The 13,106-nt window shown below is 66.7% G+C and carries 13 protein-coding genes; 6 read left to right on the top strand and 7 right to left on the bottom strand.

The genetic code is table 11. From position 1 onward, the window contains the following. Nucleotides 1-34 precede the first annotated feature (34 nt). The gene (trxA, locus tag RU01_RS04760) at nucleotides 35-409 is read right to left on the bottom strand and encodes a thioredoxin (protein ID WP_042573313.1); all 375 of its coding nucleotides are present in this window, start codon (nucleotides 407-409) and stop codon (nucleotides 35-37) included. A gap of 102 nt (nucleotides 410-511) precedes the next feature. After that, a complete protein-coding gene (locus tag RU01_RS04765; protein ID WP_042573314.1) occupies nucleotides 512-1,510 on the bottom strand; it encodes a GlxA family transcriptional regulator in 999 nt (332 codons plus the stop codon). Between the two features lie 82 nt (nucleotides 1,511-1,592). On the opposite strand from RU01_RS04765, the gene RU01_RS23460 reads away from it, so the two are divergent. Together RU01_RS23460 and RU01_RS04770 are read left to right on the top strand one after the other, a co-directional pair. Further along, nucleotides 1,593-1,718 (top strand): hypothetical protein, encoded by a 126-nt coding sequence (locus tag RU01_RS23460; RefSeq protein ID WP_269430094.1) that lies wholly within the window; start codon nucleotides 1,593-1,595, stop codon nucleotides 1,716-1,718. A gap of 1 nt (nucleotide 1,719) precedes the next feature. Then, nucleotides 1,720-2,610, top strand: coding sequence for a DMT family transporter (locus RU01_RS04770; RefSeq protein WP_042573315.1), 891 nt, complete (start codon nucleotides 1,720-1,722; stop codon nucleotides 2,608-2,610). On the opposite strand, the gene RU01_RS04775 is transcribed toward RU01_RS04770, so the two are convergent. Beyond that, nucleotides 2,600-3,142 (bottom strand): 2'-5' RNA ligase family protein, encoded by a 543-nt coding sequence (locus tag RU01_RS04775; protein WP_042573316.1) that lies wholly within the window; start codon nucleotides 3,140-3,142, stop codon nucleotides 2,600-2,602. The two genes, RU01_RS04770 and RU01_RS04775, sit on opposite strands and share 11 nt — an antisense overlap. A gap of 20 nt (nucleotides 3,143-3,162) precedes the next feature. Here RU01_RS04775 and RU01_RS04780 point away from each other — a divergent pair, with 20 nt between their 5' ends. Next, complete coding sequence (locus RU01_RS04780; RefSeq protein ID WP_042573415.1) at nucleotides 3,163-4,281, top strand: isocitrate/isopropylmalate dehydrogenase family protein; 1,119 nt, start codon at nucleotides 3,163-3,165, stop codon at nucleotides 4,279-4,281. A 5-nt stretch (nucleotides 4,282-4,286) separates the two neighbouring features. Here RU01_RS04780 and RU01_RS04785 read toward each other — a convergent pair whose 3' ends face one another. Continuing rightward, nucleotides 4,287-5,072 (bottom strand): class I SAM-dependent methyltransferase, encoded by a 786-nt coding sequence (locus RU01_RS04785; protein ID WP_042573416.1) that lies wholly within the window; start codon nucleotides 5,070-5,072, stop codon nucleotides 4,287-4,289. A gap of 361 nt (nucleotides 5,073-5,433) precedes the next feature. Between RU01_RS04785 and rpsA the strand changes: the two genes are divergently transcribed. Beyond that, nucleotides 5,434-6,912 carry a 30S ribosomal protein S1 gene (gene rpsA / locus RU01_RS04790; protein WP_042573317.1) on the top strand — a complete coding sequence of 493 codons (1,479 nt, stop codon included), beginning with the start codon at nucleotides 5,434-5,436 and terminating at the stop codon, nucleotides 6,910-6,912. A 158-nt stretch (nucleotides 6,913-7,070) separates the two neighbouring features. Here rpsA and RU01_RS04795 read toward each other — a convergent pair whose 3' ends face one another. Further along, nucleotides 7,071-7,301, bottom strand: coding sequence for a hypothetical protein (locus tag RU01_RS04795; RefSeq protein WP_042573318.1), 231 nt, complete (start codon nucleotides 7,299-7,301; stop codon nucleotides 7,071-7,073). A gap of 183 nt (nucleotides 7,302-7,484) precedes the next feature. Between RU01_RS04795 and coaE the strand changes: the two genes are divergently transcribed. Continuing rightward, complete coding sequence (coaE, locus tag RU01_RS04800; RefSeq protein WP_042573417.1) at nucleotides 7,485-8,702, top strand: dephospho-CoA kinase; 1,218 nt, start codon at nucleotides 7,485-7,487, stop codon at nucleotides 8,700-8,702. Nucleotides 8,703-8,708: 6 nt separating this feature from the next. Here the strand turns inward: coaE and RU01_RS04805 are convergent, their stop codons facing one another. Together RU01_RS04805 and RU01_RS04810 are read right to left on the bottom strand one after the other, a co-directional pair. Further along, nucleotides 8,709-9,230: a DUF402 domain-containing protein gene (locus RU01_RS04805; RefSeq protein WP_042573319.1), complete on the bottom strand. Its 522-nt coding sequence runs from the start codon at nucleotides 9,228-9,230 to the stop codon at nucleotides 8,709-8,711. A gap of 37 nt (nucleotides 9,231-9,267) precedes the next feature. Next, on the bottom strand, nucleotides 9,268-10,815 hold the full coding sequence (locus RU01_RS04810; RefSeq protein ID WP_042573320.1) for an ATP-dependent DNA ligase: 1,548 nt from the start codon (nucleotides 10,813-10,815) through the stop codon (nucleotides 9,268-9,270). 90 nt (nucleotides 10,816-10,905) lie between these two features. Here RU01_RS04810 and uvrB point away from each other — a divergent pair, with 90 nt between their 5' ends. After that, nucleotides 10,906-13,068, top strand: coding sequence for an excinuclease ABC subunit UvrB (uvrB, locus tag RU01_RS04815; RefSeq protein ID WP_042573321.1), 2,163 nt, complete (start codon nucleotides 10,906-10,908; stop codon nucleotides 13,066-13,068). The last annotated feature ends 38 nt before the right edge of the window (nucleotides 13,069-13,106 follow it).

A 13,106-nucleotide genomic window follows, 5' to 3' on the forward strand; every position in this document is an offset into this window, starting at 1 on the left:
ATCATCCGGTGCCCGCCTTTCGTCGGTGTGTGCGCTACTTCGCGTCGGCCGCCTGCTGCTCGGCGATCTGCTTGCGCACGTCGTCCATGTCGAGTCCCTTGATCTGTCCGACCAGGTCTTCGAGGGCAGCCTGGGGCAGTGCGCCGGGCTGGGCGAACACGAGAACGCCCTCACGGAATGCCATCAACGTAGGGATGGACCGGATGTTCGCGGCTGCGGCGAGCCCCTGCTCGGCCTCGGTGTCGACCTTGCCGAAGACCACGTCGGGGTGCTGCTCCGACGACTTCTCGAAGGTCGGGGCGAACTGCTTGCACGGTCCGCACCAGTCGGCCCAGAAGTCGACAAGAACGACATCGTTGCCGGTCACGGTCTCGTCGAAGTTCTGCTGCGTCAGCGTCTGCGTTGCCACAAGGATCCTTTCGTCGCGGGTGCCGATAGCCGGCACGTTCCTTCTGCCCCGCACAACGCACGCACACCGGTCGGCATTCCCCGCGTGTTTGTACGGGCCCGGTCACACAGGGACGGGCGCCGCGCGGAAGGTCCGACGATAAGCCTGTGGCGTCGTGCGCCGAAGCCTCACGAAATGTTGGCGCAGGACAGCGGCCGACCCGAACCCCACCGACTCGGCGACCGCGTCGATGGAGAGATCGGTCGATTCCAGGAGGCGTTGCGCGGCCAGGACCCGCTGGTCGCTGATCCACCGGGCCGGCGTGGTTCCGGTCTCGGCGTGGAAGCGTCGGGCGAACGTACGGGGCGACATCGAGACCTCGGCGGCCAGGACCTCCACGGTGAGGTCGAGCCGGATGTTCTCGGTGATCCAGTCGATGAGCGGCGCCAACGTCTCCGAGTCGCACACCGGGACCGGGACGGCGACGTACTGAGCCTGTCCGCCGTCGCGGTGCGGAGGGACGACCATGCGCCGCGCGATGCCGTTGGCGACGGCGCTGCCCTGCGCCGACCGGACGATGTGCAGGCAGAGATCGATGCCCGCCGCGGTTCCGGCACTGGTCAGCACCCGATCGTCGTCGACGTAGAGGACGTTCGGGTCGACGGCAGCATCCGGATAGCGAGCGGCGAGCGCGTCGGCGTGGCGCCAGTGTGTGGTGCAGCGGCGTCCGTCGAGGAGTCCGGCCTCGCCCAGGACGAATGCTCCGGTACACAAACTGGCGACTCGTGCTCCTCGCGCGACCGCCGCGCGGAGCTTGCCCAGGAGTGGCTCCAGGTCGTACGTGTGCTCGGTGCCGCATGCGAAGGATCCGTCGAACGTGACGGAGGTGCCGCCGGCGGGAACGATGATCAGGTCGGCGTCGTCGAGTCGGTCGAGGTCGTGCGGAACGTCGATGGTGTAGCCGAAGCGCGTCCGTATCGGATCCGGGACCGCCGCCACGAGAGAGAAGTCGTAGACCGGCAGTCCCTCGTCGGACCGGTCGAATCCGAACACCTCGCACGCCACGCCCAGTTCGAACGCCTCCGTCAGAGGGAGGAGGGGAACGACGACCTTCGACAACATGCAGTCAGTATGGCAGAAAATCGATGAAATATGTCATTCCTGCCACTGTTCCCGGAAAGCGCTGCGGCGGACTATTTCTCGCATGACATTCTTCGTTCTTCTCTCGGGGTTCCTGGTGGTTCTGGTGCTGCTGGCATCGCTCGCGACGGCCGGTCGGCTACCGGACACTCACGACGAGGTGACCCAGCACGGCGACTATCGTTTCTGACGTGCTGGGTCTCCAATTCGTCGCTGCTGCACTCGTCTGGGGAGCCAGCTTCCTGTTCATGAAGATCGGGCTCGAGGGCCTGAGCTTCCCCCAGGTGGTTCTCGCGCGACTCGTTCTCGGAGCACTCACGCTCGGACTGTTGTTGCGCGTCATGCACGTTCGGTTGCCGCGCCGCGGTGTCGTGTGGGCGCATTCGTGCTTCCTCGCGGTCTTCCAGTGCATCGTCCCGTGGTTGCTCTTCGCGTGGGCGGAGCAGGACATCGACTCGGCGACGGCGGCGATCTTCAATGCGACGACGCCGCTCATGACCACCGTGCTGGCATTCGTGGTCCTGCCGGCCGAGCGTCCGACGGCGATGCGGTCGGTCGGACTCCTGCTCGGATTCGTCGGCATCCTGACCGTGTTCTCGCCGTGGCAGGACGGGCTCGCGGGCAGCGTCGGCGCGCAGATGGCGTGTCTGGGAGCAACTGCGTCGTACGGCATCGCTCTCGTCTACCTGCGCAAATTCGTCGTCCCGTTGCGGGTACCGGCGTTGGCCGTGGCGACGATGCAGATCGGTATCGCGGCGGTCGCGATGGTGGTGGCGACGCCTGTCGTGGCCCGACAGGCCCTGCACCTCGACGTCCCGGTGGTCGCGTCGATGCTGGCACTGGGTTGCGCCGGGACCGGCCTGGCCTTCCTGTGGATGACCAACGTCGTGACGGGGTGGGGTCCGGCTGCAGCGTCGACGGTGACCTACCTCAGTCCGGTGGTCGGCATCGCCCTCGGTGCCGCCGTGCTGGGCGAGGCGGTGACATGGAACGCGGTGATCGGAACGACGCTGATCATCGTCGGCGTTCTGGTGACGACGCGTCGTCGCACCGCCCCCTCGGCTGTGACCGTCAGCCGATGAGCCAGTCCTCCCGCGCGTCTCCGTCCCAGCGCCGGACAGCAGAGACCTCCGCCTCGATGTCGCGGAGGTCGGTGATCAGATAGGAACTCGCGGAACCGATGTCGTCCGGCCGCATACGCATCGCGAGGGTCACGTGCGGCGTGTAACGGCCCGGTTCGAGATGCGGGGGGATGCCGGGGGAGTCGGCCAGGATCCTGTGGACCCGGGCGTGCAGGTCGAGTAGTTCGGGCGACGGGACGACCGTACGGGCGAGTACCGCGCGTGACCCGCCGAACATCACCAGCCCGCCCAGCCGCACGGCCTCGGGGAATCGCCACGCACCGTTCTCTCGCCCGTCCACGATCAGCGCGGTCAGCCGCCGCTCGGCATCGTCGTCGATACTCGCGGCCACCGCGATCGTGATGTGTGGACGGTTCGACGACCCCGTGTGTCGAGCCTGGCTGGGAAGTCCCAGTTCCGCGAGGTAATTCCATTCACGACGGATCGATTCGTCACTACCGGAGTCCAGGAGGAGCTCCACCGACTGCACCATGATGAGCAATGATGGCGGCCATGACGAACGAACGACGTTCCGGGTCCGTGTCGGGTACCTCGCGCGGTGGCCATCCCATCGGAGTTCTCGACGGAGACGGCATCGGCAAGGAGATCGTTCCCGGTGCCGTCAGGATCGTCGACGCGGCCGTCGAATCGATGTCGGCGCCTCGGATCGACTGGCAGCGACTGCCGTTCGGCCGCGATGCCCTGGACGACTACGGCGATGCCGTGCCCGCGCACACCATGGCGGCGTTGGCCGAACTCGACGCGTGGGTGCTGGGACCGCACGACAGCGCCTCGTACCCGGAGGAGCTGCGAGGCCGACTCACTCCCGGCGGGCGCATCCGGAAGGAGTTCGACCTCTACGCCAACATCCGGCCGGCGAAGGCGTTGCAGGGAGTCAAGGCAGTGTCGCCCACCATGGATCTGGTCGTCGTGCGGGAGAACACCGAAGGCTTCTACGCGGACCGCAACATGTTCGTCGGATCGGGCGAGTTCATGCCGACGCCCGACGTCGCTCTCGCGGTCGGCGTCTTCACGCGCAGGGCATGCGAACGTATCGCCGAGCAGGCCTTCCGGATCGCCGAGAGTCGACGTCGCCACGTGACCGTCGTCCACAAGACCAACGTCCTACGGCTCACCACGGGTCTCTTCAAGGACGTCTGCACCGAGGTCGGTGAACGCCACCCGAGCGTGAGCGTCGCCTACGAACACATCGACGCGGTGACTGCCAAGCTCGTCCGGTCGGGTGAAGACTTCGACGTTCTGGTGGCGGAGAACATGTTCGGCGACATCCTCTCGGACCTCACCGGTGAGCTGTCCGGATCACTGGGTATGGCGCCGTCGATCAATGCGTCCGACTCGAAGGTCATGGCCCAGGCCGCACACGGCGCGGCGCCGGACATCGCCGGACACAACCGTGCGAACCCGACGGCGGTGCTGCTCTCGGTCGCGGCGATGCTCGAGCACCTGGCGGCCGGCGACGGACCGTCCGAGTTCGCGCATGTCGGTGGACGCATCCGCAGCGCCGTCGACACGACGATCGCGTCGGGAGTGGGTACGGCCGACATCGGTGGGCTCGCGTCCACCAGCGAGTTCCTCGAGACGGTGACGGCGCACGTCGTCCGCGGAGCCTGATCTCGCTACTTCACGCAGCAGAAGATCGCGGTGCCGGGGAACAGTTCACCGCGGAGCGGTGACCACTGACCCCACTCACGGTCCAGCCACTCGGGCCAGTCGGGTTCGACGATGTCGACCAGCGTGAGTCCTGCAGCGACGATCTCCCGGACGCGGTCGCCGACGGTGCGGTGATGCTCGACGTAGGTCGCCGTGCCGTCCGGGTCGAACTCGGCGTACGGGGTGCGATCGAAGTACGGGATCGTCGCGGTGAGGCCGACCGGTCCCGGGTCGTCCGGAAAGATCCACCGCATCGGGTGGTTCACCGAGAACACCCACCGTCCGCCGGGCCGCAGTACCCGATGCACCTCTCGCATCACACGTGCGGAGTCGGCGACGAAGGGGACGGCGCCGAAGGCGGAACACGCGATGTCGAACGACGCGTCGGCGAACGGCAGGTTTTCGGCCGAGGCCTGCAGGAGCGCGGGTGCCGGACTGCCCGGCGACACGGCCTCGCGCGCCGCGATCGCCTCGGCTCCGTACGCCAACATTCCCGCGGAGATGTCGAGCGCCGTCGCGCGGGCGCCGTGTCCCGCCAGCCATCGGGCGCAGGGGGCGGATCCGCACCCGATCTCCAGGACGTCGCGGTTCTCGACGTCACCCAGCAGATGGACGTCGCCCTCGTGCAGACCCTCCGGGCACCAGACGAATTCGCCCCCCGCGCTGGCGGTGCCGAGGAACTCCCCGTGGGTACGGTGGTATTCGGCGGAATCATGGTCCCACCAGGAGCGCGACGCGCGCTCCGACGTCACCGAGTCGACTCCTCGACGGCGAGGCGAGGAGGCCGGCGGATCGACGTGGTCACCGGTGTTCGCGGTGGTCTGGTCACCGAGATCGGCGGGGGTTTCTGCGGACACGCGCAACACCGTAACCGGGTTTGCTCGCCGCACACGGCACCGAGTAGTCTTCGATACGCGAATGTCCGCCTTCGCGCGTGCGTACTCACCGGTCCCGCTGTCAGCGATCCGCAGGTGCGTGTCCGGAGGCGTTCGTCGTTGGCTCTCGAACCAGCGCCCAAGATACGGCAGTACGCGTGTCCTGTCCGCGAGAACGTGAGTCTGTCCGACCGAACATCCATCCACCGACCCCAACCCGTCCGGAGCAACTCACCACATGGCCTCATCCACCGTCACCTCGCCGCAGGTAGCCGTCAACGACATCGGCTCCGCCGAGGATTTTCTCGCCGCGATCGACGCAACGATCAAGTACTTCAACGATGGCGACATCGTCGAGGGCACGATCGTCAAGGTCGACCGTGACGAGGTTCTTCTCGACATCGGTTACAAGACCGAGGGCGTCATCCCCTCTCGCGAGCTCTCCATCAAGCACGACGTCGACCCCAACGAGGTCGTCTCCGTGGGAGATGCGGTCGAAGCTCTCGTCCTCACCAAGGAGGACAAAGAGGGTCGTCTGATCCTGTCGAAGAAGCGCGCACAGTACGAACGCGCCTGGGGCACCATCGAGGAGCTCAAGGAGAAGGACGAGGCCGTCAAGGGCACCGTCATCGAGGTCGTCAAGGGTGGTCTCATCCTCGACATCGGCCTCCGCGGCTTCCTTCCCGCCTCGCTCGTCGAGATGCGTCGTGTCCGCGACCTCCAGCCGTACGTCGGCAAGGAGATCGAGGCCAAGATCATCGAGCTCGACAAGAACCGCAACAACGTCGTCCTCTCGCGCCGCGCATGGCTCGAACAGACGCAGTCCGAGGTTCGCAGCGAGTTCCTGCACCAGCTCCAGAAGGGACAGGTCCGCAAGGGCGTCGTCTCCTCCATCGTCAACTTCGGCGCGTTCGTCGATCTCGGCGGCGTCGACGGCCTGGTGCACGTGTCCGAGCTGTCCTGGAAGCACATCGACCACCCGTCCGAGGTCGTCGAGGTCGGTACCGAGGTCACCGTCGAGGTCCTGGACGTCGACCTGGACCGCGAGCGTGTCTCCCTGTCGCTCAAGGCAACGCAGGAAGACCCGTGGCGTCAGTTCGCCCGCACCCACGCGATCGGTCAGATCGTCCCGGGCAAGGTCACCAAGCTGGTTCCCTTCGGAGCATTCGTGCGGGTCGAAGAGGGCATCGAGGGCTTGGTCCACATCTCGGAGCTGGCCGAGCGCCACGTCGAGGTCCCGGACCAGGTCGTCACCGTCGGAGACGACGCGTTGGTCAAGGTCATCGACATCGACCTCGAGCGTCGCCGTATCTCGCTGTCGCTGAAGCAGGCCAACGAGGACTACGCCGCCGAGTTCGATCCGTCCAAGTACGGCATGGCCGACTCGTACGACGACCAGGGCAACTACGTCTTCCCCGAGGGCTTCGATCCCGAGACCAACGAATGGCTCGAGGGCTTCGACAAGCAGCGTGAAGAGTGGGAAGGCCGCTACGCCGAGGCGGAGCGTCGTCACAAGATGCACACCGCTCAGATGGAGAAGACCGCCGCGGACGAGGCGCAGGAAGCTGCCAACGCAGCGGCCGGCTACTCCTCCGAGACCGGTACCCCGTCTGCACAGGGTGCACCGGCTGCAGCAGCTCCCGAGTCCACCGGCGGATCGCTCGCCAGTGACGCTCAGCTCGCCGCACTGCGCGAGAAGCTGTCCGGCGGAGCATGATCCGCTGATCTACCGCTCCACGAGAAGGCCCCGAACCGCATGCGGTTCGGGGCCTTTCCCGTGATGCGAGCATCTCGCTGCGGGGCACTGCACATACCGACGACGAAGGCCCGATCCATGACGGATCGGGCCTTCGGCCGTGTCTGGTACGCCGCGAATCAGCTCGCTACAGCGGTACCCCAACCTGTGCTCATCTGAGCACTGCGCTTACGCATGGAGGCAAAGCTGTGACGTGCCGGGCTGATGAGTGAGGTGAACCAGTTGCGGCGGTGCTCCGCCAACGCGTCGGCGACCTGAGGAATCAGAATGCAGTGCACGCCGTCGGACATTCCCAGGCGGTGCCGCCCGGGCTGCATCCGCCCGACTCCCACTCCCGCAATGGTGTTCATGCCCGTCCTTTACCTGTCGAGTACTTGCTCGGCCGATTCCGGCGAGGGAGTCGGCGAAGAAAGTACGAAAGCCTGTTGTGCGCCTCGAAGATAACCGACGGGTTGGGAAACATGGTGCATTTGAGACTGGTGATTCGCGGCGTGTTCGATGCGGAGGGTCACTGACTCGGTCACACTGTGGGTGTGTTGAGAATCGGATTGACCGGTGGAATGGGTGCGGGCAAGTCGACGGTGTCCCGCACCTTGGCGAGTCTCGGTGCCGTCGTGGTGGATGCGGACAAGATTGCACGGGAGGTCGTCGAGCCCGGAACACCCGGACTCGCAGCGCTCGTCGAGCGTTTCGGCGACGACATCCTCGCCGAGGACGGAACACTCCTTCGGCCCGCGTTGGCCGCCAAGGCATTCGGTGACGAGGAATCACGTCTCGCTCTCAACGGCATCATGCATCCGTTGATCGGTCGGCGGACGACCGAACTCATCGAGAGTGCACCGGACGATTGTGTGCTGGTGCACGATATTCCGTTGCTCGTCGAATCCCGTTCGGCCGCAGCCTTTCACCTCGTCGTGGTCGTGTACCTGGAGGCGGAGGAGCGCGTGCGCCGGCTGGTGGCCTCCCGTGGGCTCGACGAGAAGGACGCCCGCTCGAGGATCGCTGCCCAGGCGACCGACGAGCAGCGCCGGGACGCGGCCGATGTGTGGCTCGACAATTCGGGAACTCAGGAAGCCCTCGAATCCGCGGTACACGAGCTGTGGTCGAACCGGCTCGAACCGTTCGCCCGGAACGTGCGGTCCGCCGCGGTTGCTCGGTCTGCGCCCGCTGTCGTTCTCGCCGATCCGACGTGGCCCGCGCAGGCGCGGCGGGTGGCCGACCGGATCCGTCTGGCGTGCGGTGACAAAGCGCTGCGTGTCGACCACATCGGCTCCACCGCGGTTCCGGACTTCCCGGCGAAGGACGTGCTGGACATTCAGGTCACGGTCGCCGACCTGACCACGGCGGACGCACTTCGCGAATCACTGACCGCTGCCACGTTCCCGCGGATCGAGCACATCGTGACCGACGACCCGATGCCGTCCGCGGTACCCGGTGAAGCCGACCCTGCGCTGTGGGAGAAGCGCTTGCACGGTGCCGCCGACCCCGGACGGCCGGTGAACATCCACGTGCGTGTCGACGGGTGGCCCGGACAGGTGTTCGCGCTCATGTTCCGTGACTGGCTCCGCGCCGACGCGTCGGCACGCGAGGAGTACCTGACGGTGAAGGAGCGCGCGTCGACGCTCGCTGCGCAGCACGACGACTACAGCGCGGCTATCGATGCGTACGTCCGAGCGAAGGCCCCCTACTTCGAGGGTGTGTATCCGACAGTTCTGTCGTGGGCGACACGGACAGGGTGGTCGGCGGACTGACTCCGGTCAGCGCCAGCGGGTCGGCATCCCGAGTGACGCCAGCCACCGGTCCAGGTCGTGCCCGGCGGAGGCGATCCCGTCGATCGCCGCCGTGGCGGTACGAATCGCGGTCTCCACGGTCCCGGCGTCGAGCAGCCCGGTGGTGTGTGCGGCCAGCAGTTCGTCGACGTCCAGCAGTTCCGAATCACGCCCGGTGCGGACGACGATGTCCAGATAATGGTCGACCGACCGCCACGTCTCCGCGTCCCGCGTGAAGTCACCGATGTCCACGTAGTAGTTCTGATCGCGTCGGTGACGCGGTACGTAGTGGAAGACCGATGCGCGGATACCCAGGGACGGGATGATCCACGATTCGAGGTAGTCGAACGACGGGTGGTCGGAGGGCCGCGCCATGTACAGGCCCCAGTCCGTCGCCTCGTAGACGTCGACGGGCCGCACGAAACCCTTCGGATCGGTGTTGGTCCGTCCGAGCGTGTCGAACACCTCGACCTTGGGCGGATGGACGTGGACCGAACCGGCTGAAGCCATGCCGGAGACGCTACCGTCGGCGCTGGTGCCGCGTCGGTCACCGCTCGTCGGAATCGTCCCCCGGGGTGGTCTCGGTGGCGAACATGGACCGCACGGCGTCGAGGGTGTCGGCCTCCGCGGGTGACTTGTCGTCGCGGTACCGCACGACTCTCGCGAAGCGTAGGGCGACGCCGCCCGGGTACCGCGTCGATCGCTGAAGACCGTCGATGGCGATCTCCACCACCTGCTCCGGTCTGACATGCACCACGTGGGCCGTCCGGGAGGTCTCGAGTGCGAGGAAATGCTCGGTCTGCCACGCCAGCATCTCGTCGGTCATGCCCTTGAAGGTCTTGCCGAGCATGACGAAACCGCCCGCCGGATCCACGGCACCGAGGTGGATGTTGGACAGCAGACCGGATCTACGGCCCGATCCCCACTCGACTGCCAGGACGACCAGATCGAGCGTGTGGACGGGTTTGACCTTCACCCACGCCGATCCACGTCGACCCGCGTCGTACGCCGCGGTCAGGTTCTTGACCACGACGCCTTCATGGCCCGCCGCGACGGCCGACCGCGCGAAGTCGTCCGCGGCGCCGGCGTCGTCGGTCACCAGACGCGGCACTCGGTGCGCCGGCGGCACCAGCGCGTCGAGGACGGCGACGCGCTCCTCGAGCGGCCGATCCAGCAGATCGTCGCCGTCCAGATGAAGAATGTCGAAGAAGTACGGCGTGACCACGACTCCGGTGGACTGCGCCGTGCGCGACGCGGTGTCCTGGAAGGCCCGAGGCCGCCCGTTCCCGTCGAGGGCCAAGGCCTCTCCGTCGAGGACGACCGACGACACGGGCAGCGCACGAACAATGTCGACGACCTCGGGCAGCCGAGCCGTGATGTCGTCGAGGCTGCGAGTGGTGATCAGGACCTCGTCCTCCCGGCGGTGGACCTGGATGCGGATTCCGTCGAGCTTGGTGTCCAGAGCGACCGGGCCACCAGCTGCGCCCGCAGCCTTGACCACACCGTCCGCCACCGTGGGTGCACTCGAGGCCAACATGGGCAGCACGGCCCGCCCGACGGTGAGTCCTACCGCGCCGAGGGCCTCCTCCCCGCCGGAGAAGGCCGCAGTGGCCGCGTCGACGGTCGACCCGGACAACATGGCCGCACGACGGACCGCCGGAAGTGGAACACCCGCAGCGGACGCCACGGCCTCCTGGACGAGGGCGTCGAGTGCGCCCTGGCGGACCTCGCCGGTGACCACGCCGCGCAGCCACGTCTGCTCCGTGTCGGTCGCGGCCGCGAACAGTGCGGTGACGGCCGCCGCGCGGGTGGCCTGCGATCCAGGACCGGACATCGACGAGATGGCCTCGAAGGCTGTGTCCACCGCATCCACCGTCAGCGCGGGCACGGTCGACGCGGGCGGGAGCGTGGCGACGCTCCGCCACCCGAGGCCGGTCCGACGCTGGCGCAACGACCCCGATGCATAGCGGGTGACCAGCGGTACCTCGTCGACGTCGCACTCGGACAGCAAGGCCGACAGGGCGAGCACCTTGGCCTTGCGGGAGCGGGTGGCGGAGACGGCGGCCGAGGTGTCGACGACGCGTGCGAGCAGCATGAGGCCATTGTTGCGCTCGGGTCCGACAGCGCAGACGGGGGAGTGACGACGCCCGCAGAGTTTGTCGGTGGTCGGGCCTACTCTGGACACATGGCTTTTGCAGCTGAACAACCCGTCCTCGCGCATTCCGAGTTCCGCCCCGTGGGCGACATCGAGCGCAGTGACCGGCCCTTCGAGGTAGTCAGTGAATACTCGCCGGCCGGAGACCAGCCGACCGCCATCGCAGAGCTCACCAAGCGCGTCAAGGCGGGGGAGAAGGACATCGTCCTTCTCGGCGCGACGGGTACCGGTAAATCGGCCACCACGGCATGGCTGATCGAGCAGGTGCAGCGCCCGACGCTGCTGATGGCCCCCAACAAGACGTTGGCGGCGCAGCTGGCCAACGAGCTGCGGGAAATGTTGCCGAACAACTCCGTCGAGTACTTCGTCTCGTACTACGACTACTACCAACCCGAGGCGTACATCGCCCAGACCGACACGTACATCGAGAAGGACTCGTCGGTCAACGACGACGTCGAGCGGCTCCGGCACTCCGCGACGGCAAATCTGCTCTCACGTCGTGACGTGGTGGTCGTCGCCTCCGTGTCGTGCATCTACGGTCTGGGCACGCCTCAGTCGTACGTGGATCGCTCCGTCCACCTCGAGGTCGGCCAGGAAGTTCCTCGCGACAAGTTCCTCCGGCTGCTGGTCGACGTGCAGTACACCCGCAACGACATGGCGTTCACCCGCGGATCGTTCCGAGTGCGCGGCGACACCGTCGAGATCATTCCGTCCTACGAGGAACTTGCCGTCCGGATCGAATTCTTCGGCGACGAGATCGAGGCGCTGTACTTCCTCCATCCGCTCACCGGTGACGTGGTGCGCCAGGTCGACACCGTGCGCATCTTCCCGGCGACGCACTACGTGGCCGGGCCCGAGCGCATGGAGCGGGCGGTACGCGACATCGAAGCCGAACTCGAGGAGCGTCTCGCCGATCTCGAGGGCAAGGGCAAGCTGCTCGAAGCGCAGCGGCTGCGTATGCGGACCCAGTACGACCTGGAGATGATCAAGCAGGTCGGGTTCTGCTCCGGCATCGAGAACTACTCCCGGCACATCGACGGTCGTCCCGCGGGGACGGCGCCGGCAACGCTGATCGACTATTTCCCGGACGACTTCCTGCTGGTCATCGACGAGTCCCACGTGACGGTGCCGCAGATCGGCGCCATGTACGAGGGCGACATGTCGCGCAAGCGCAACCTCGTCGAGTTCGGATTCCGGCTGCCGTCGGCGACGGACAACCGGCCGCTGACGTGGGAGGAGTTCACGCAGCGCATCGGACAGACCGTGTACCTCTCGGCCACCCCCGGCAAGTACGAGCTGGGGCAGAGCGGCGGCGAGGTGGTCGAGCAGGTCATCCGCCCGACCGGGCTGGTCGATCCGGAGATCGTGGTCAAGCCGACCAAGGGCCAGATCGACGATCTGGTCCACGAGATCAGGCAGCGCACCGAGAAGGACGAGCGCATCCTGGTCACGACGTTGACCAAGAAGATGGCCGAGGACCTGACCGACTACCTCCTCGAGCTCGGCATCCGTGTGCGGTACCTGCACTCGGACATCGACACCCTGCGTCGTGTAGAGCTGCTTCGTCAGCTGCGACTCGGCGAGTACGACGTGTTGATCGGCATCAACCTGCTGCGTGAAGGTCTCGACCTTCCGGAGGTTTCGTTGGTGGCAATCCTCGACGCGGACAAGGAAGGGTTCCTGCGCAGCGGGACCAGCTTGGTGCAGACCATCGGCCGTGCGGCTCGAAACGTGTCCGGCCAGGTGCACATGTACGCGGACAAGATCACCGACTCGATGAAGTACGCGATCGAGGAGACGGATCGGCGCCGTGCGAAGCAGGTGGCCTACAACCTGGAGATGGGGGTCGACCCTCAGCCGCTGCGGAAGAAGATCGCCGACATCCTCGACCAGGTCTACGAGGAGGCCGAGGACACCGAGGCGAATGTCGACATCGGCGGGTCGGGCCGCAATGCCAGCCGTGGACGTCGTGCGCCCGGCGAGGCGGGCCGCACCGGAAGCAGCGGTGTCGTGGAGGGACGCGACGTCTCGACCATGCCCCGCGCCGAGTTGGCGGACCTGGTCAAGCAGCTCACCGACCAGATGATGAACGCGGCGCGCGAACTGCAATTCGAGCTCGCCGGGCGCCTGCGCGACGAGATCCAGGACTTGAAGAAGGAACTTCGCGGAATGGACGCCGCGGGCCTGTCCTGAACCGTCGAAGCCCGGTACCGACACATCGGTACCGGGCT

This window comes from Rhodococcus sp. MEB064, assembly GCF_000834565.1.
GTDB lineage: Bacteria > Actinomycetota > Actinomycetes > Mycobacteriales > Mycobacteriaceae > Rhodococcoides.

Excerpts from the sequence above, each read along its gene's own strand:
- RU01_RS04775 (WP_042573316.1), bottom strand. The coding sequence starts at position 3,142 with ATGGTGCAGTCGGTGGAGCTCCTCCTGGACTCCGGTAGTGACGAATCG.
- rpsA (WP_042573317.1), top strand. The coding sequence starts at position 5,434 with ATGGCCTCATCCACCGTCACCTCGCCGCAGGTAGCCGTCAACGACATC.
- RU01_RS04810 (WP_042573320.1), bottom strand. The coding sequence starts at position 10,815 with ATGCTGCTCGCACGCGTCGTCGACACCTCGGCCGCCGTCTCCGCCACC.
- RU01_RS04795 (WP_042573318.1), bottom strand. The coding sequence starts at position 7,301 with ATGAACACCATTGCGGGAGTGGGAGTCGGGCGGATGCAGCCCGGGCGG.
- RU01_RS23460 (WP_269430094.1), top strand. The coding sequence starts at position 1,593 with ATGACATTCTTCGTTCTTCTCTCGGGGTTCCTGGTGGTTCTGGTGCTG.
- RU01_RS04805 (WP_042573319.1), bottom strand. The coding sequence starts at position 9,230 with ATGGCTTCAGCCGGTTCGGTCCACGTCCATCCGCCCAAGGTCGAGGTG.
- RU01_RS04765 (WP_042573314.1), bottom strand. The coding sequence starts at position 1,510 with ATGTTGTCGAAGGTCGTCGTTCCCCTCCTCCCTCTGACGGAGGCGTTC.
- RU01_RS04780 (WP_042573415.1), top strand. The coding sequence starts at position 3,163 with ATGACGAACGAACGACGTTCCGGGTCCGTGTCGGGTACCTCGCGCGGT.
- uvrB (WP_042573321.1), top strand. The coding sequence starts at position 10,906 with ATGGCTTTTGCAGCTGAACAACCCGTCCTCGCGCATTCCGAGTTCCGC.